This window comes from Rheinheimera sp. KL1 (assembly GCF_001275035.1).
Taxonomy (GTDB): Bacteria; Pseudomonadota; Gammaproteobacteria; order Enterobacterales; family Alteromonadaceae; genus Pararheinheimera; species Pararheinheimera tangshanensis.
In genome coordinates, this window is sequence record NZ_LAMX01000021.1 from 50,429 (window position 1) to 70,061 (window position 19,633).

The window sequence follows — 19,633 nt, forward strand, 5'->3', positions numbered from 1 at the left end:
GGACTACTCACCAGAGGGGAGACGTGATGCTGGTGCTGGCAAACTAAACTGAAAGTCTGTCAATTGATACTTCTGAACGATCAGGCTCAGTTCGCCATTATCGTATAACCGCTGCCAGGCTTGTGCCAGTTGCTCCAGCCGCTCTGGACTTAGTGTGAGGCGGTTAAAACCAAAATACACCGGGCTTTGATACACCTCAAACAAAGGTTCTAAGCCGACAGTTGGCAAACCAGCCTGCTTTTTCCAATAGTGATACGCCACTATATCTTCCAGCACACCATGCACACGGCCATTAAGTAACAGCGCCTGTTTATCTTCATTGCCCCGGATAAAAACAAAACCTGTACGGTTTTTCGCATCGTTTAAAATGCTGTCCAGCTCATCGCCATAATAAGCACCATTGAGTAAGGCAATAATGCCCGATGTGCCGCTGCTTTTAAGCTGTGCCAGGCTGGTTAATCCGGGAAAAGACTCTGTTTTACCCACCAGATAAATCACTTCCTGCTGGTGTGGGCCAATAAAAGCAAAGTGTTGACTGCGCTCGGCGTTGTAACTCAAGTGGCTCAATACATCCAGTTCGCCCTGCTCGATTAATTTGAGTGATCTTAACCAGGGGCTATGAATAAACTCCAGAGTACAACCCACTTCTTTTGCCAGCCGGGCGAGTAGCTCCACGTTCAAACCACTCCAGCTGTCTGTGTTTTGTTGATGCTTTGTTGTCTGAATACTCTCCGTTTTCTGAAGGATATAAGGGGCAAAACTCGTTTCAATACCCATACGCAAGATGCAGCTTTGTGAGCTGAAGCTCAGCAGTAAGCAGGTGATGGCAACAAGAAAAAGCTTCATAAAAAACCTCATTAACACATCGGAGCTATAACCTGACTATATACGCAACAGAGGCGGCTTGCTTTTAGTTGATAACATTATTGCGAAGGATGGACAGAACAGTGCGATTAAACCAGGTTGCAAAGCCTGAGCCTACGGATGTCGAACTTATACTCCGAGCTGAACTTTAGCTGTTTCATTATTAGAAAAGTCATATAAATGAATTGGTTATATACCATCACTATTTTTCTTCTGTAACCAACTTGTAAGCCAAATGTAGTTAGCCTGTCATTTAGAGTCATTACTTTAATCCGCTGTTCCTTTCACTCAGATGGATTTTAGTAATGACGTATTCCACCCAAAAACAATTTAAAAAGAAGATGTTAAGCTCATTGGTGCTGGCAAGTTTAGCCAGTGGTGCGTTCACTGTTATAGCGGCAGAAGGTGAAGAGGCCGCCATAGAACGTATGACAGTGACTACACAAAAGCGGGTTCAGGCCATTCAGGATGTACCCGTGACTGTATCGGCTTTTAGCGGCGAGATGCTGGAGCACTTAGGTATTGCTGATCTGGATGTGCTGTCCGACATCACGCCGGGTTTAGTGATCCAGGAGCAAAGCCCAAACAACCCGGGTTTTGTCATTCGTGGTATTACCTCAGACAGTGGCTCTGCTCAGGCTTCCCCGCGGGTTTCTGTCTATTACAACGGCACAGATATCTCTCGTTCACGCGGTTCTTACTTTGAACTCTTTGATATTGAACGAGTTGAAGTAGTCAAAGGGCCACAAGCCACTTTATTTGGTACAGCGGCATCTGTGGGGGCTTTAAGCGTCACCACCCGTAAACCTCAGGAAGAATTTGAAGCTGCCGTGACTTTAGGTGCTGGCAATTTTTCTGCGAAAAATGTAAATGGTTTTATCACTGGCGGAGAAGAAAAAGTTCAGGGGCGTTTAGCGTTTACTTATAAAGAGCGTGATGGTTATGTTGACAATATTGCACAAAACCAGCCGGACCTGCATGGCATTGAACGTACTGGCATTCGCCCGTCCTTACGTTTTACGCCAAATGAAGATTTAACTGTCGATCTGGTATACAACTACGAGAAAAATAACGACACAGGCACAGCTTTTAAAAGCCGTCGTTTTGCGCCTACAGGCGGTGATACCAGCCCATATAGCTTTGTCGAAGCCAGTGGTAGCCCTTTAGCCCAGCAAGTATTTGGCAAGTCTGATTTAGGCGTAGAGCGCACAGTGAAAGATTTAAACTTAACGGCCAACTGGGATTTAAGCGAGCAGTGGCAGCTCACCAGCATCAGCGCCAAACGTAGTTTTGATTCACTGGAAGTGTTTGATGCAGACGGCACCCAGGCCTGGTTTTTAGAATTTGCCGAAGATGCGGTAGGCGATCAATTCAGCCAGGAATTACGCCTGAACTACAGCGGCGACAAACTCAATAGCTTCTTTGGCGTTAGTTACTTTGACGAAGATGGCTCTCAATTGGTGCCATTCAGCACTGAAGAATCTGTGTTCCTGAACTGTATCGGCCGTTTAGCGGCGTTAAACCAGCCTTGTATTAACCCCAATGGCACAGTAAATATCTTGACTCCAGTGCTGACTGAAGGATTGGCGCAGGTATTGCCTTATCAGGGCAGCTATCAGAACTTTGGTGAAAACACGGCTTTTTCTATTTTTGCTGATATGAGTTATGCCGTGACGGAGCAATTAGAGCTGACCGCAGGTTTACGTTATGTCGAGGAAGATAAAACCAGCCGTTATGCGTCGAACTTTGCCAATTCTGTGTTAGCTAAAGCACCGCTATTGCCGGTGGTATCCACTAATGGTCAGATTTTTAGTGCCGAAGGCAGCTTTGACGCCTGGTTACCACGTTTTAATGCCTTGTATCGCCTGAACGAGCAGCTGAATGTTTATGCCACGATCTCAAAAGGCCGTCGTTCAGAAGTGATGGATGTAGGTTCTACCAATAGTGCTGCTGGCGTAGTACCACGAGTGACCGAAATTCCGGCCGAGTATATCTGGAACTACGAAGCCGGTATCAAAGGCAGCACGGCGAACAACGAGCTGCGTTATGCGGTATCGATGTTTTATCAGGATTATCAGAACTTCCAGGTCAGCCTGCGTGATGATGCCGGTAACACCTACACAGCCAACGCCGGTAATGCGAAAAATATCGGTATAGAAACCGAGTTGAGTGTCACCTTAACAGACCATCTGGATTGGTTTGCCAACCTGGCCTGGATTGACGCCAAAATTGATGATGACAGCAGCAACGGTAACTTAGCAGGCAACAGATTCCGCCTGCAGCCGGAATACACGGCTGGCACTGGCCTGATGCATAGCTACGAACTGGGCGGCGAATATCAGCTGAATAGCTCGTTGATCTGCAGTTTTCGCAGCGATATTTTCTTTGAAGAAGCCAATGCTCCTGTTGCAGGTTTTGATATCAGCCAGGGCGCTGTGCAGCTCACCAGCCTGCGTGTGGGGCTCGAGAACACCCAGCAACATTGGTCTGTGACTTTGTATTCCAGCAACTTGTTTGACAAAGAATATCTGGTGGATGCGGGCAACACAGGCGGTGCTTTTGGCTTCCCTAGCTTTATACCGGGTGCGCCAGCATTTTTTGGTATTGAGTTCACCAAAAGCTTTATGTAACGGCTGTTAAAAACCAAGGCTGCGGTGGGAGAGGGTCATCATATTCAGGCTCTCCCTGCTGCAGCTTTTATTCTTTCTGACTCAGACTCTCTGTGATTTTTTAAGGAGCCTTGAATGCGCCTCTTCTCACTATGTTTTTTAACTTCAGCTGCAGTTATGGCTGGGTGCAGTTTATTTTCTGCTGATGCCAAGGCTGCAGCAATGCCAACAGCCGCAGAGCAGTTGTATCAGCCACAACCAGCTGAAATGCAACCGCAACTGGCTGCGACAGGCAAACAGCAAGTAGGCGTGACTAGTTTACGCATTACCAACCCGGCGCAATTAAACCTGCTGACCCAACAAAAACAAGACCGTGAACTACTGCTGGAGCTCTGGTATCCGGCAGAAAAAACTCTGCCAACTGGTGCTTTAGCGCAGCCAGCGACTTATGACAATGTGACCAAAAGCCATCAACCTTTTAGGATTCAGGCTAATGCACTGCGTGATGCCAAAGCCAAAACTGGACAAAACTACCCGCTGGTAGTGCTGTCCCATGGTTATGTGGGCTACAGAACTTTGATGTTTTACTTGGCTGAACATTTAGCGTCGCACGGTTATGTGGTGGCCGCTATTGATCACCCGCAATCGACCAATGCCGAAGTGGATGCTATCAAGGCGCCTTATGCTGGTTTTCCGGATACTTTGTACCATCGCTCCCGTGATCAGCAGTTTGTATTGTCTTACTTTCGCGAGCATCCAAAGGCGTTAGAAGGCGTGATCAACACTGATGCAGCCGCCGTGATTGGTTATTCCATGGGCGGTTATGGCGCTATCAATACAGTCGGGGGCTGCTTTAACTTTACCGAGCAAAGTGTGCAGGCTTTTACTGGCAGTAAAGATCAGGCGACCAATGCAGCATTAAAGCAATTGCTGAATAGTTGCGCGGGTGGGCAATACCCGAAAACAGCGGCAGAGTTAAAAGTAGACCCGGCCTGGAAAGCGGCTATCGCCATAGCGCCCTGGGGAGGCCAGCATAAGTTGTTTTCAGCAGAAGCGCTGGCAGCTATCAAAGTGCCACTGCTGTATTTTGCTGGTGATCAGGATGATGTGTCAGGTTATGAAGGTATGCAGTGGCTGTATAACCAAACAGGCCGTCAAGACAGCAACAGTAAATACATGCTGACCTATCACAACGCCCGTCACAATATTGCCCCTCATCCGGCGCCTGCTATAGCACGACAAAACAAACTGGATTTTGGTCATTACCACGACGCCAGTTGGTCGGCGCAAAGCATCAACGACATCAATAAACATTTTGCGTTGGCGATGCTGGACTGCCATGTTAAAGCCATCAGCAAGCAATGTGAGTATCTGAAATTAGCTCCAACTCCCACGGACGCTGCCGCAGCTCAAGCAACTGAAAATAGCAGCGGTTGGTTAGGTTTTCCTGCACGTTATGACACAGGTTTATCCTGGCAGTATCAGTTACAAAAGTAGCTTGCACTGGTCGCAAAGCGGCAGTACAACAGGACGCTCAAATCTGTCGGGGCACAGGGCTATGCTGCTGTGCCCCGACAGATTAATGCTGAGCTTTGTTATGCTTTTGCAGTTAAATAGCTTTCAAAAACAATGAAATACCTTTACCTTTTATTCAGAGCTCGTTGACAAAAATAGAAAGTAAAAGGAATTGGATATGCTAGCTAAAGTATTAGGTTTGACTGTGTTTCTGCTGTTAAGTCAAAGCAGTTTAGCCGCCACTGCGGATGCTGGTATCAGTATTAGTAAGGCTTTGCAACATGAAGCACGTACTGCAGAAAATAAAAAACGCGATGCAGCACGTAAGCCAGAACAAACACTGGCATTTTTTGAAGTGACACCACAAAGCACAGTAGTCGAAGTCTGGCCGGGTTCTGGTTGGTATACCGAAATTTTAGCGCCACTACTGGCCGAAAAAGGCAAACTCTACGCCGCCCATTATTCCGATAAGTTCACCTTTCTAAGCGCTGACTATATGCAAAAAGGCCGCGCAGAATTCAAAGCCAAACTTGCATCGCACCCCATCTACAAAAATGTCACAGTCACAGACTTTGCGCCTTTGGCGGATATCGATATAGCGCCAGCAGGCAGCGTGGATGTAGTGCTGTCTATCCGCAATCAGCTCTATCTGTTTGATGGCGAAACCTCGTTAAAACATGCCTTGGCTAACCTTTACAAAGCGCTAAAACCTGGTGGAGTCTTGGGAGTTGTAGCGCCACGCCTGCCAGACAATATGCTCAATACAGACTGGAAAAAAACCGGTTATGTGCCAGAGCAGTTATGGTTAACACTGGCCAAAGAAGCCGGATTTAGCTTTGAAGCCAGCAACGATATGCTACTGAACCCAAAAGACACCGCCGATCACCCATCAGGCATCTGGTCTTTACCGCCCACTATGGCTGGCACTGAAGAAGAAAAAGCCAAACACAAGGCGATTGGTGAGGTGAACCAAATGGTGTTGAAGTTTAGAAAGCCAAGGGAGTAGGGAGGTTGTGGTTGCTTATGTGACTTGGGGTCGATGATTTGTAGGTTGTGCTCGATGTAGTTTGCACTCGCCGCAAAGCGGCAGTGCGAGATGGTGTTGGCAATTTAACGAGCTGGCGAAAGTTTTTTCAGGAAGTAAGCCTTCAGCAGAAAGGGCATAGTCCATTCAGATACGCTGTAAACCCATGCATAAGGAAGGCAGCGAAGCTTATCCTTAGCCCTCCTTCGAAACAAGGTCTGACTCGAACTATGCTCTTCTGTACTTTTGTTGATTTTGGGGTTGCAGATATAAGAAACTGTTAAAGTATAGGTTGAATTTTGCCCCCTTAAATGTGAAGGTTTCTTATTTCCTACCCAAAGAGATAACTATCCTCGTTCCCAATACCTAGAGTGATCACTATCAATAAAGGCGTCCGTTTAAACTCGCATGTAAGGCATTGTGCACTCCATGTAGACTCATCAAAATACCTCCTATGTTTTTCATGGTATTTGCATTATCGGAAATGTGATTTGCAAAATGCAAAAAATGGTGGTCAATTCCTCCTCACGAAAAATTCATCTTTTTATTCCTATATAAAACAAATACTTATTTTTTTTAAAAGTTGGCATTATGCCTGCAAAGATAACCTGGAGTTTATCTGAACTCATGTTTAAAAAACTTTGAGGTGGATTATGAAAACTAACAGATTAGCTTTAATTGTCGGGGTTAGTGCCGCAGTAATGGCGTCATCGGTCTCTGCAAGCGAATTACGTGGCGATGTAGACGTGTTGTTACAAATAGGTCAAGGCTGTGCAATAAACGGTGTTGTAAATGCAGGAGCAGGAGTGAATAAGTTCGGTACAGTTGATTTTGGCGAGCAAAGTAATTTAGCGCTGTTTGTTGATGCTGAATCGACAAGATCAGGGGGAGCTGGCGGATTAGAACTGACTTGCAATACGAATTTAGCTTATGCAGTCTCGCTAGATGATGGAGTGAACGCTCAGGCGGGGCAACGTCGGGTGACCAGAGGTGGTCTGGATTTTGTGCGATACGAACTGTATCAAGACGCTGCACGTTCAGTGCGTTGGGGGCAAGGTCCGCAGGCTAGAGCTTTGACTGGTACCGGAGCTGCTCAGCCCTTAACTATTTACGGTCGTGTTTTAGCAGGACAAGCAACTCCAGCTGCCGGTAACTATATTGATACTGTGCGTATGACTATTTCATGGTGATGTTATAGGTACCTGAACAGAAACACTGTTCAGGTACCTCTCTTCATCGACCTGAGGAAAAAGTCATGCATGCAAAAATTTTGATCGGTCTGTTAAGTTTGTCACACAGCTTTTTGTATGGTGAACAAGTACAGGACGTAAGCGAAATAAGCATCCAGATATCTCAGGGGTGTGTGTTGGATAACGGTAGTGGCGGCAATACTTTTGGCACGATAAATTTTGGTGAGCACACTACACTGTCAAACGGTGTAGAAGCTACCTCAAGCCCTGGTAATGGTTCTATAGGGTTTCGTTGCTCTCCGAATTTAAGTTTTAGAGTTGAGCTGGGCAATGGCCAAAACGGTACTAATAGCTTTAGCAGAAAGCTCGTTAATTCAGCAACCAACGAATTCGTTCCATACCAGCTATACCAAGATGCAGGTCGCAGTGTTGTTTGGGATAACACCAATGCCGTAACAGGTACTGCCACTGGTCATCAACAATGGTTGCCCATTTATGGAGCTATATCTGCTCAAACGAACACTCCTTCAGCTGGAATATATCGGGATAAGATCGAAGTATTGATGATTTTTTAAGGAGCGGCATTATGAAAACTATGCGTATGCTTGTCTTTGGTTCTCTCATCTTGATTAGTAGCCTTGGAAATACTGCCGAGCTACAGATCTCTCCGGTAAATATTGATATTCCATCCGGTGAAAAGTCTGCATTATTGACGTTACAAAATAACAGCGAGAAAACGATCAAAATTCAAGCTAGGGTCAGACCTTGGGAGGGGGATGAGGACATTAAGCAACCCCGAAACATCGTATTAAGTCCTTCATCTTTAACTATCCTGCCTGGCAAACAACAGGTTGTAAGAGTAGTTAATGTTGGACCTGCCAGTAATCCTGACCGAGAGCAACTATATCGGGTCTTCTTAGACGAGATCCCTGATTTAGAGCAACCACCAGAGAAGGGTTTAATACTACAGGTTCGATACTCTTTACCCCTATTTATTGGCGGGCCTGACTTATCGACTAGTCGAACAGATGATAGTGAAAAATTAATCAGTATTTGGCAACAGTCTTTAAGTTACAAATTTGATGTGATGACCAAGCAATTAGTATTCAACAACCGTGCTGCTGGACATGCAAGAATATCCAAAGTCAGAATTATTAACACGGAAGGAAAAGAAACTGCAGTCTTTGCTGGGTTACTGGGTTACGTTTTAGCACGCAGTGAGGCTGCTTTTTCAGTCGCTGAAATTCCGATAGCCGATGGTTCGCAATTACACGCTGAAGTCAATGGTGTATCTCTAGAGGTCCCCGCTGACGGGAGGTAAGTATGCGTAACTTAAAACTTTTTGCGCTTTTCCCAACTGTATTCTTTAGTGCGTCCATAAGTGCTGAAACCTTATTTTTAGATGTATTTTTAAATGGGGTCAAAGTTAAAGAGTTAGTACAGTTTGAACATGAACAGCAGCATTTTTGGAGCGAAGAAAATATTTTCTCAGAGACAAGCTTATCTGATTATGCTGAAGGTCTAAGCGGCCGTATCGATTATTGCGCACTGAGTTCAATTCAGTGTGAATATGATATCTACTCACAGCGATTATATCTAACTGCCGAGTTAGGGTTATTTCCAGCACAGCGTATTGTTGCTCTTACCAAGAATCAACTCTCGCCAACCAAGTCATATGGCGCATTATTGAATTATGACACCTACGTACGTGATTTCAGTGGTGGAGCTCAAACAGCAGATGTACTTCAGCAGTGGCGTGGTTTTGGTAACTTTGGCATTGTTGAAACAACTGCAAATTATCGAAAATATTTCGGTAGTGATGTAAGTCGAATCATGAATGAAGGCTTTGTGCGTTATGACAGTTTTTGGCAATACAATGATGAGGCAAACATGCGTTTTTTGCGTGTTGGTGACATGATTAGTGGGTCTAGTAGCTGGGCACGTCAGGTTCGAATGGGGGGCGTGAAGTTTTCACGTCGCTTTGAGTTGGATCCACAATTTGTGCGCTATCCCTATCCTGAGTTTGCCGGTAGTGCAGTACTGCCATCCGATGTAGAGATCTTTGTTAATAATGCAAGACTTTTTGCTGGACAGGTCGCTCCCGGCCCCTTTGTATTAGATAGTGAACCCTCAATTACAGGTTTAGCAACAGCCACAATTGTTACAACTGATCTGAACGGGCAAGCCGTAAGTCAAGAAGTTGAGTTTTATATTGCCCCTGATTTGCTACGCAAGGGTATATTTGATTATGACCTTAATTTAGGCGTGTTAAGGCAGGGATTCGGCATTAGTTCGTTCGACTATGGCAGCAGTACAGTAGGCATTGCAGATTTTAGATATGGTTTATCCGATGCTCTAACATTGGGAACACATATAGAGTTTGGTTCTGGTGTATACAATATTGGTAGTGGAACAGACTTTAATTTAGCAAATTTAGGGGTCATATCACTTGCCGCAGCTTATGGTGAAAGTAAACAAGATAGTGGCTGGTTAGGTTTATTCGGTTATCGTTTTCAGACTCGTAATTGGGGGGTAGCATTTAAGTACAAACAACAACAACAAACTTATCAGGACATTGGCACAACTCAGCAAGTGCAACAAAATAAACGCGAGATACAAGCCAACGCCGCATACTCATTCAATAATGGTATTTCGATGGGTACGGGTTATTTCATTCTAGAACCATTTGAAGGGGAGAAACGTCGTTTACTTTCAGTGTTTTACAACCAATCTTTTGAATCGGCATCGCTATCTGCATCATTAAATTGGGATGCTGAGTTATCGGCGACAAGTTTTGGTATAAGTTTGTCTGTCCCTCTGGGCAGTCGTTACCGTGCTAATGTGAATGCGCAAAGAGATACCACGGGCAAAATAAATACGTTAGTCACGGCTAGTCAAGCTCGCGCCAGCAACCAAGGGTTGCGTTGGGTAGCAAGCACTGTTGTCGGTGCTAGTGACTACTCAGCTAGCGGAAGCTGGAAGGGCAGAACTGCTGAATATTCAGGGGGAGTTTATGATATAGGAGAAAGCAAAGGTTACTATGCACAAGCCTCTGGTGCGGTAGTATGGTCTGACAATACCCTGTTATTAGGAAACCGCATCGCTGATTCTTTTGCCATCGTCTCAACAGGAGGGTTAGCCAATGTTCCTGTTGTCGTAGAAAATCAGTTAGTCGGTGAGTCAGATAGTAACGGCTTACTGCTAGTCACTGGTCTTGCTTCTTACAACCCCGTCAATATAAGTATTAACACCAAACCACTCCCTCTTGATACGAATGTTGTGAATGACCGTGTCACTGTTGTGACAGCCTCTGGCCATGGGGCTAGAGTTAATTTTGAACTTTATCAAACTCATGCAGCGATTATTATTGTGCATGACATAAAAGGGAAACCTTTACCTGTAGGCACAACTGTTATGCTGAATAATGAAGAGGTTCCATATTTTGTTGGCTGGGATGGCGAGTTATATCTGGAAAAACTGCAAAAAACGAATACCGTGACCTTAAAAAATGGGAAGTTTAGCTGCGTTGTCGAATTTAATTTTGACGTTATACCAGATGATATTCCGGTATTGGGCCCTTTTGTCTGTAGTACTCAGGAGAATTAATATGTCTACTAAATGTCTAATTGCAGTTACATTTTGTGTACTATTGGCGAGTTTTCAACTTCATGCAGGTTGCGTCGTAGGCGGAAAGTCGGCACAGAGTTTAGGTACTTTCCCATCTGCACAAATTGCAACATCATCACTATCAACAAGTTTTAGCTCAAATTTCAGTTGCAGTGGATTCGTTAACTTACTTGATTTCAGTCGAATTGATGCGACTTTAGTAGCCGCTAACTTTCAGTTGCAAAACGTTAACGGTAACACTATCCCTTATGTGTTGTATACGGATGCAGCCAGAACTAGCCCCTTCGTACTAAATAGTACAAAAAACTTTGGCTCCTTTAATCTTATTGATTTATTAGGGTTATTTGGTGCCGATGGCACAATTCCTTTATATTTAAATACTGCTGTTGCTAATGTAGCGGTGGGAACCTATACCGATACTATTGCTATCTTGTGGAGTTGGGATTACTGCTCTGGTATAGGTTTACTTGGTATTTGCATTGGCCGTGATACTGGTAGTGAAACCATTCTAGTCAATGTACAGCTTACTGTTTCGGCTAGCTGCAGTGTCCACACAACAGATGTATCACTTGGCAGTCTATCGTATTTGGGGACTGTGAGCAGTGCCATACTACCGCTAGATATCAATTGCACAAAACAACTTAGCTATCAATATTATGTTGATGCTGGCGACAACTTCTCAAACGGCCTACGTCATATGGCATTAAATACCAATATTATTCCTTATGTAATTAAGACAAGTGACGGCAGTACCTTCGTAGGCCCAGATATTGACCAAAGTATTTCTGGACTTGGAAGTGGTCAGGCACAGGGAGTTCAGCTTTTGGTGTCTACCATTCAAGAAGACAGGTTCCCGGTTCCTGGCCTGTATCGGGATCAAGTTAGAGTTATAGTTAAGTTTTAACGGGCTTTTATTACAACCTTACTAGCTTGGCTGAACGTGCTGATGAGGTCACAATACATTCGACAATTTAAGCTAGTGTGACAGTTTAGACTTGTAACGAAGTCAGTCTGTCACCAGGCTTTCATTTTACGATAAATAGTTGATGCACTGACACCAAGATAAGCAGCAGCCAAAGGTATATTGCCGTCACATAGGCTAATAGCTGATAAAATAGTATTTTTTTCAACCACCCATAAAGGAACGATATCATGGTGTGATGGTGGGGTCTTGGAATCTTGCTTGTTCATGGTTTTGGACAAGGCAACAGTAGGCATAACAGATTGATTCTGCCCCAAGTTGCCAGGCAACATTGATGATGTAACCATGTCGGCATCATGGATCACAACAATATTTTCAATAGTGTTTTGTAGCTCGCGGATATTGCCTGGCCAGTCATAATTCAAAAAAAATTGCTCAACTTCTGGCGAATATTGTTGGAACGATTTACCATTTTCGGCAGCCTTTTTTTGTAACAGGTGCTTTGCCAATAACAAAACATCATTACCTCGCTCACGTAACGGTGGCAGCTGTACCGGGATCACATTTAGTCGGTAATATAAATCCTCTCTAAACCTTCCCTCACCTACTTCGGCTGCAGGGTTACGGTTAGTGGCACAGACAATACGTACATCACTTTGTTGTAATTCATTGCTACCGACCTTGCAAAAGGTACCAGTTTGTAAGAAGCGCAGTAATTTTGCCTGTAATGGTAACTCCATCTCACATATTTCATCTAAAAATAGTGTACCGCCATTCGCTACTTCAACTGCACCTTTTCGCTCGGTCAGGGCGCCACTGAATGCACCTTTAACATGACCAAAAAACTCTGATTCAAACAGTTCTGTCGGGATTGCAGCGCAGTTTATGGCGATAAAAGGTCCCTTGCTCCGAGCTCCTGAATTATGTAAAGTTTGTGCGCACACCTCTTTGCCTGTCCCACTTTCACCCGTAATAAACACGCTTGCTTTGCTACGAGATGCACTGTTTAACAAACGAAACACTGTTTGCATTGCCAGAGATTCACCAATAACATCCTGTTGTAGTAACAGTGAAATTTCATTGTGGTTGAGCGCTTTTATCTGGTTTTCTTTGAGTTGATTATTCGCATTTATTACTGATGTCACCAAACGCTCTGCGGTAAAGGGTTTTTCAATAAAATCAAAGCCTCCCAAGCGCATGGCCTCAACCGCGATATCAATAGAGCTATTGGACGTTATAATCACAACTTGTGCAGATATACTTTGCTTTTTTACGAACTTCAACACTTCCAACCCACTGATATCCGGAAGCTTTACGTCTTGAACAATAACATCTGGCATAGTGTGTTTAATTGCAACTAAGGCAGAATAACCATCAATAAAGTGCTGTGTATTGAAACCAGCTTTTTCTAACTGCTTACAATACAAAGCGCCGCTGGACTGGCTATCTTCGACTACATAAACGAGTGTGTCTTTGTTTAATTTACTCATGCAAGTTATTCCTTATCGCCGGCTCTGCGAAACGGTCCTGATACAGCAGCAAAGTTTGGTGACCAATTTTAATCAAATTATCTGTGAGTTGAAGACGCTGTGTGGGTGTTAACAAGGGGGCTTCATGCAACTCATTGGAAATAAATGCTAGTCTGCTTGCACCATACAAAGCCGCTGAATTTTTTAAAATATGTACAGCATCAATAATATCTAACGTCTGCTGCTGTTCAGTTGCTATTCTGATTTTTTGGAGTAATTGTTGAAGTTCGCGGATAAATACATGCGTTAATTGCCAACATATATCTGAGCCTACATCATCACTCATCGCCTGAATTGTGCCTTCATCGAGTAAAGGGATCGTGAGTAGTTCGATATCCGTCATAACGCTTTCCTTTGAACTGTTATTTTTATCTTTTCATCCCAATCCAAAATAGACTGAGGCATCTTTGATGCATTACTGATAAATTAGCGTAAAAACCCAGCTAAAGTTTGTCATTTGATAATTTAGTTTGCACCTTGCATAGCAAATTGCAAATTAAATGCCCGTTTTATGATGCCCACATTTTAAGGCTGTTAGTTAGTGTATCTGGTTTACCCAATAGATATCCCTGCACAACATCGCAACCAAGTTGGCCTAGTATCTGCAGTTGAGTTTCTGTCTGAACCCCCTCGGCAATAATGTGCAAGCCTAATCGTTGCGCCATCGCAATAACGGCACTACATAGGGTGAAATCATCATCATTATTTGCTATGCCTTCGACAAAGCTTCGATCGATTTTTAGCCCATCAATATTAAATTTTCGAAGCAAGCTCAGTGACGCAAAACCAGTACCAAAATCGTCCAACCATATGTTTACTCCTTCATGTTTAAAAGCATCAAAAGCCTTGGCAATTTGTTGTGGATTGTTGATTAACGCAGTTTCGGTCAGTTCTAGTTTTAACGCCGAGGGAGGGATAGCAAATTTATGAAGTAGTGACATAATCAGTTCAAATATGTCGCTGTGCAATAATTGTACGGGCGAGACGTTTAACGATAGGCAAATATCACCAAGACCGTGGTTTAGTATACATTTCATATCCAATAGCGCTTGATGGATAATCCAGTTACCTAGTTCTAGTATTTGCCCTGTATGTTCGGCACAGGGTATAAACCTATCCGGTGGAATCACGCCAAATTCGGGTGACTGGCAACGAACCAGAGACTCAAAGCCAACAACTTTACCTGTGTTCACAGATATCAAGGGTTGATAGACCATACTGAAATGTTTGTTTTGTAGTGCTTGGTTTATGATTTTACTAATGCTATCCCAATCGGAGGTTTCCCTATCAGGACAAAATACGATTTGCTGTGTTGACATGATAACAGGCTCCTAAATGGGCTATGAAATTATCCGTAGTCCAAGCTGGAGCATTTAACGAGCCAACTTTTTACTTTGCATTATTTTTACAATGAGCAATGTAGGGCTTATCTTAAGAGATTACGTCCAATGATAATCTTTTTTGCTAAGCTTTTGTAACTTACTCATCCCTGCATGTCATTTGGTGACTATCCTTGTAATAAAGCTTATTAGCGTTAGGAAATATCATGATGATCTGGCTGTTTCTTTTGTTTTCTATTGTTATGTGTTTTTTTGCTTGGGGTATTTGGTTAAAAAAGCGTACATCTTTAACTCTGGTTGCTGGTTCTCATAACGACGTTTCAGATACGGTAACTGCAATTGAACATGCTCTACTGCAATCGAATCTTTCAGCTATTGTGGCGATCAATACACATGACAGGATTATAGAGTTCAATCCCAGCGCAGAGCGGTTGTTTAAGCTCAAGCGTCAACATGTATTAGGCTTAGCTATGGCTGAAATTATTATCCCTGAGCGGTACCGGCAGATGCATTATGCTGGTATGAAGCGCTATCAGGAGTCAGGTAGTGGTCCAGTTCTGAGAAAACGTATTGAAGTCAGTGCGTTAAATGCTGATCATGACGAGTTTCCAATAGAGATGGAAATTACGCCAGTTGAAAGTGCCAATGGCACTATTTTTGTTGCGGTAATAAACGATATTTCCGAGCGCGAAAATAGCAGAAAGAAAATTGTTGACACGTTAAAACAAGCAGAAGAGGCAAACAGAGCAAAATCAAGGTTTTTAACCTCTGTCAGTCATGAAATCCGCACACCATTACATGCAATACTCAGTTTGATTGAGTGTTTACAGCACACCGCATTAAGTGATCTGCAGCTGAAATACGTCTCTACTGCTCAGCAGGCTGGAGATAGACTACTCAACATGGTCAATGACATCCTTGATCTTGGACAGATTGAGGCAGGTAAACGCGAGGTACACTTGTCATGGTGTCGTCCTAAAGCAATACTTGAAGAGCATCTGGATATTTACAGACAAAGCTTGTCCGAAAAAGGCTTAGAAGTATACTTAATTGAGTCCGATGTGCCTCGCGCAATCAATACAGATATCACTATGTTGCGGCAAATTTTGAGTAACTTGCTGAGTAATGCTTGTAAGTATACTGAAGTTGGTGGAGTGACTGTTCAGAGTTGGAGTCTGCAAGAGACTCTTCACAACGAGACAAAAACCTGGTGGTGCTGTGAGGTCACAGATACAGGTAAAGGCTTAACAGCGGAACAGATCAAAGCGCTATTTCAGGAGTTCACTCGTTTCCATCAAGATGGCTCTTCCTCAGGTACGGGCGTAGGACTCATGATAAGTCGTTTATTGGCACAGCAGTTGGGTGGAGAATTGACTGTGCAAAGTACCAAAGATGTTGGAACAACCTTTAGATTGGCTCTGCCAATTACAGGGGATAGGCCAAAACGACAGTTTAAGCAGCTACAGCAATTATCGATTTTCCTGTATTCAAATAACCCGCGATGGCTGAGTTGCTTTATGCAGCAATTGGCGAACTTAGGGGTAGCGCAGCAACATATAATCACGAAGCACGAATTTCAGCACCTGCCAGACCATGCAATTGTGATTGTGGATACGCAACCCAATAGTGCTGAGTTGCCTTTTGACCCATTACAACTTAGCGCTGAAGAGCAGCGACTTTGTATAATCAGCGCCGGAGATGATTTGACATCGGCTCTTGCTGCATGCCCACGCCATTTTGCTTTTATAAGTCAGCCTTACCGCCGTCAGGATATCATTGCTGCGCTGCGGGCTGCGCGTTCACAGCGAAAACAAGCCTTTGTTTTAGAGCGAGCCACTAAACCTCTACTTATGTTATCACCACCTCAACATAACCGGGCCTTCCAAATCCTTTTGGTTGACGATAGTGAAGTAAACCGTTTAACAATCAGCACTTTCCTGGGTTTAGAAGGTATTCGAGTCACTGAAGCTGCAAATGGAGAAGATGCAGTAAATATTTTACGGAATGCACACTTTGATCTCATCCTAATGGATATGCGAATGCCCGTTATGGATGGCATACAAGCAACACAGATTATCCGCAACGAGCAACTTGCTATCGGAACTCCCATTATAGCGTTAACTGCCCATGTCCAAGAAAACGAGAATCAACGATGCATCACTGCTGGCATGCAAGATTTTTTAACAAAACCAATAGGTAAATCAATGTTAATTAAGCGGGTAATGCACTGGCTAGCCAAACCTTCTGCAGATGACAGTAGTTTCAACTCAGAAAATACTTCGCAGATAATGGGAGTACTTCTTGAAGAGAGTATTTTAAGACGTTTGCAGCATGATTTACCTGTAGAAAAGTTTCAGAGCCTATTGGACATATTTTTATCTGGCATAGAAAAGCAAATTTCCCAAGTTCAAGTCTTTCTTCGCGATCAGAACTATGAACAGATTGAAATTTTAGCGCATGCGATGAAAAGCAGCGCTTATGCATTTGGAGCGACAAGACTGTCTTATTTGGCAAAGTGCATTGAAGAGGCATGCCAGCGACAACAGCTCACGTTGCTAAAGCAGTATTGTATGTTCATAGATAATGCACGCCAAGAGACGGAGACCGAATTTAAACGAAAAGGTTACTCTCGTGCCAGTGAAACCCAGCGTTAGAAGCACTGCAAATGTTTAGAAAAGCCGTTAAGCTGCGTTCTCGGACTCAGTAAGTAGGCTAAACCAAAACACAGCTCCACTATTCTTTCCGGCTCGATAGCCGATATTTCCTTGCATTGATTCGACCAGCCCCTTGCTGATCGCCAATCCTAGTCCTGAGCCTTCAAAAGCTCGATTTGTTGCACCGTCTTGTTGACTGAATTGAGTGAATAAATAAGGTAAAAATTCTGTTTTAATACCTGGGCCCTGATCCTCTATGGATATGATAACGACTTTATCTTCACGTTTTACATCCACCCTGACTAGAGTATTGGGTGAAGAAAACTTAATGGCGTTAGATAACAAATTTGAGATGACTTGCATAAAACGCAGTTGGTCGACCAAGACCTTAATTGGCTGTTTCGGGATACTCAACTTCAGGGAGATCCGTTTGTCTGGCAGATAAAGTTGATTTTCTGCAATCGCCTCTTCAAGTAAGGGCTGTAATAATAAAGATTGCATGTTAACTGACAGCTTGTTTGTTTTTAGTTTTGAAAAGTCCAATACCTCAGTGACCAGGCTTTTTAGCCTGTTCGCGTTGTTGACCGTTATGCCTATCAGTTTTTTCGCTTTTTCAGGAATCTCACCCAACTTACCTGAGCTTAATAAATGCAGACTCCCCAGAATAGAAGTCAGTGGTGTCCTCAGTTCATGACTGATTGTCGCAATAAAGTCGTTCTGCAGTTTTTCATAGTTCTTTCGCTTGCTGATATCGCTGATTAGCAAAATAAACTGCATGTTACCCAAGACCAGGGATGAATTAAGTTGTCTGATTTGCAGCTGAACATCAATGTTTTCGCCAGTATCTCTGAGCAACTGAGTTTCGAATGTCGCGGGCAATAAAGTGGATTGTGAAGAATCAGAGTCAGTGCGAAGTACTTCATGAATGCTCTGGTCAGAAGCCAGATCCTGACTAAAAAAATTCAACACTGATTTATTCACTAAATCTGAAACCGGTTGTGCAAATAAGATCTCAGCTCCAGAATTGGCAAAACAAATGTCGCCATGTTTTGATATAGCTAAAATAGCAACGTCCTGGGCGCCATCAAGCACGGTTTGAAGCATATATTTGTTAGCTTCAGTTTCTTTTATAAGGAGCTGCATCTGCTGTCTGGCATGGATTAACTCTTGTTCAAAGCTTGCCCTTTGCTCCGCCGGAAGAATAACCCAGCGATAACAGCATTGTTGCTCAAAAGTACCCTCTTGAACGTTAAGTAACACTGGCAAAGGTGCGAGCGGCTCTCGCTTAATTTTCAGATAGAGCTCGCTCACAGCTCCGTTTTTTCGTAACAAAGGCCATAAATGTGTTTGCAGAAAGATGTTGGCTGCAGGTGGAAAAAGTTGCTCAATTTGAAGATGGTGAGTCTGATCTGAAATAGAAAAAGTAGCTAACGCATATTGGTTAATAAATAAAATCGCTCCATGCAGGTCTGTCACCACAACAGAACATGGCAAAGCATCCAGCTCAGTTGACCCACTCAAGAGTTTAACTCCGTCTCGAGGTACTGATTGATAGCATCAATCACTAAATGCGGATGACTCATATGAGCAGCGTGACCAGATACATCCAAGACTTGTAAGCGACTATCTTTAATCTGTTGCTGGACATAGCGACCAACTTCCAGAGGAGCAAGCAGGTCGTGCTGATGCTGCAAAATAAGACTCGGGACAGTTAGTTTGGCAAAATCCGCTCTATTGTCCGCAAAAAAAGTTGCTTGTGCGAAGTGCCGGGTGATCACCGGATCGGTGGAACAAAAACTATCGGAGAGCTGGCCTGATACTTTTGGATCGTTTTCCGCGCCAGCCACTATAGGGCCCAAATAACTCGCCCAGCCTAAGTAATTCTGGTCCATCAATTCAAGCAGACCGTCAAGATCTGCTTTGTCAAAACCCCCATGATAATCCGGTGGCATATTCATAAAACAAGGAGATGGCCCAAGCAGAATCATTTTATGAAAGAGCCCTGGTTTTGCGTTCGCTGCCAGAATTCCTATGCTACAACTGACAGAATGCCCAATGAAAATGACATCACGTTCAAGTTTTAACGCATCGCATATTTCGAGCAGGTCCTGAGCATAACCATCGAGAGTTGAGTAGCGTTTAAAACTATAGTTATTAATTTCTGACTGACCGCTACCCACAAAATCAAATACAATCTGGCAGGTGTTTTCCCTAAAAGCGGGGGTAATTGCTTCCCACATCGTTTGACTGCAGCCAAATCCGTGTGCGTAGATGAGTACAGGCTTGTTCATATCTCCGATGATCTGAACGTTATTACGGCGCAAAATGGTCATACAAAACTCCGGATTTCACTGAAATA

The 19,633-nt window shown here is 43.7% G+C and carries 15 protein-coding genes; 9 read left to right on the top strand and 6 right to left on the bottom strand.

Annotated features, from left to right (window positions below; all coding sequences use genetic code 11):
• Window positions 1-3 precede the first annotated feature (3 nt).
• Window positions 4-846 carry a substrate-binding periplasmic protein gene (locus WH43_RS11910; RefSeq protein ID WP_053424826.1) on the bottom strand — a complete coding sequence of 281 codons (843 nt, stop codon included), beginning with the start codon at window positions 844-846 and terminating at the stop codon, window positions 4-6.
• 323 nt (window positions 847-1,169) lie between these two features.
• Between WH43_RS11910 and WH43_RS11915 the strand changes: the two genes are divergently transcribed.
• From WH43_RS11915 to WH43_RS11950, 8 genes are all read left to right on the top strand, one after another.
• Window positions 1,170-3,494 carry a TonB-dependent receptor gene (locus WH43_RS11915; RefSeq protein ID WP_053424827.1) on the top strand — a complete coding sequence of 775 codons (2,325 nt, stop codon included), beginning with the start codon at window positions 1,170-1,172 and terminating at the stop codon, window positions 3,492-3,494.
• A gap of 156 nt (window positions 3,495-3,650) precedes the next feature.
• Complete coding sequence (locus WH43_RS11920) at window positions 3,651-4,970, top strand: alpha/beta hydrolase family protein (RefSeq protein WP_082335773.1); 1,320 nt, start codon at window positions 3,651-3,653, stop codon at window positions 4,968-4,970.
• A gap of 196 nt (window positions 4,971-5,166) precedes the next feature.
• Window positions 5,167-5,994, top strand: coding sequence for a class I SAM-dependent methyltransferase (locus WH43_RS11925; protein ID WP_053424829.1), 828 nt, complete (start codon window positions 5,167-5,169; stop codon window positions 5,992-5,994).
• 671 nt (window positions 5,995-6,665) lie between these two features.
• On the top strand, window positions 6,666-7,202 hold the full coding sequence (locus tag WH43_RS11930) for a Csu type fimbrial protein (RefSeq protein WP_053424830.1): 537 nt from the start codon (window positions 6,666-6,668) through the stop codon (window positions 7,200-7,202).
• Window positions 7,203-7,267: 65 nt separating this feature from the next.
• Window positions 7,268-7,777: a Csu type fimbrial protein gene (locus tag WH43_RS11935; protein WP_053424831.1), complete on the top strand. Its 510-nt coding sequence runs from the start codon at window positions 7,268-7,270 to the stop codon at window positions 7,775-7,777.
• Window positions 7,778-7,788: 11 nt separating this feature from the next.
• Entirely contained in the window at window positions 7,789-8,523 is a 735-nt protein-coding gene (locus WH43_RS11940) for a fimbrial biogenesis chaperone (protein ID WP_053424832.1), read from the top strand.
• A 2-nt stretch (window positions 8,524-8,525) separates the two neighbouring features.
• Complete coding sequence (locus tag WH43_RS11945; protein ID WP_053424833.1) at window positions 8,526-10,808, top strand: fimbria/pilus outer membrane usher protein; 2,283 nt, start codon at window positions 8,526-8,528, stop codon at window positions 10,806-10,808.
• Between the two features lies 1 nt (window position 10,809).
• The gene (locus WH43_RS11950; protein ID WP_053424834.1) at window positions 10,810-11,733 is read left to right on the top strand and encodes a spore coat protein U domain-containing protein; all 924 of its coding nucleotides are present in this window, start codon (window positions 10,810-10,812) and stop codon (window positions 11,731-11,733) included.
• A gap of 110 nt (window positions 11,734-11,843) precedes the next feature.
• Here the strand turns inward: WH43_RS11950 and WH43_RS11955 are convergent, their stop codons facing one another.
• From WH43_RS11955 to WH43_RS11965, 3 genes are all read right to left on the bottom strand, one after another.
• Entirely contained in the window at window positions 11,844-13,241 is a 1,398-nt protein-coding gene (locus tag WH43_RS11955; RefSeq protein ID WP_053424835.1) for a sigma-54-dependent transcriptional regulator, read from the bottom strand.
• Complete coding sequence (locus WH43_RS11960) at window positions 13,234-13,623, bottom strand: Hpt domain-containing protein (protein WP_053424836.1); 390 nt, start codon at window positions 13,621-13,623, stop codon at window positions 13,234-13,236. The genes WH43_RS11955 and WH43_RS11960 overlap by 8 nt, the downstream gene beginning before the upstream one ends.
• A gap of 166 nt (window positions 13,624-13,789) precedes the next feature.
• Window positions 13,790-14,599, bottom strand: a complete 810-nt coding sequence (locus WH43_RS11965; protein ID WP_082335766.1) for a putative bifunctional diguanylate cyclase/phosphodiesterase — start codon at window positions 14,597-14,599, stop codon at window positions 13,790-13,792.
• Between the two features lie 227 nt (window positions 14,600-14,826).
• Here WH43_RS11965 and WH43_RS11970 point away from each other — a divergent pair, with 227 nt between their 5' ends.
• Window positions 14,827-17,274, top strand: coding sequence for a response regulator (locus tag WH43_RS11970; protein ID WP_053424837.1), 2,448 nt, complete (start codon window positions 14,827-14,829; stop codon window positions 17,272-17,274).
• 27 nt (window positions 17,275-17,301) lie between these two features.
• Here WH43_RS11970 and WH43_RS11975 read toward each other — a convergent pair whose 3' ends face one another.
• On the bottom strand, window positions 17,302-18,795 hold the full coding sequence (locus WH43_RS11975) for a sensor histidine kinase (protein ID WP_053424838.1): 1,494 nt from the start codon (window positions 18,793-18,795) through the stop codon (window positions 17,302-17,304).
• Entirely contained in the window at window positions 18,792-19,607 is an 816-nt protein-coding gene (locus WH43_RS11980) for an alpha/beta fold hydrolase (protein WP_053424839.1), read from the bottom strand. Before WH43_RS11980 ends, WH43_RS11975 begins: the two co-directional genes overlap by 4 nt.
• Window positions 19,608-19,633: the final 26 nt, after the last annotated feature.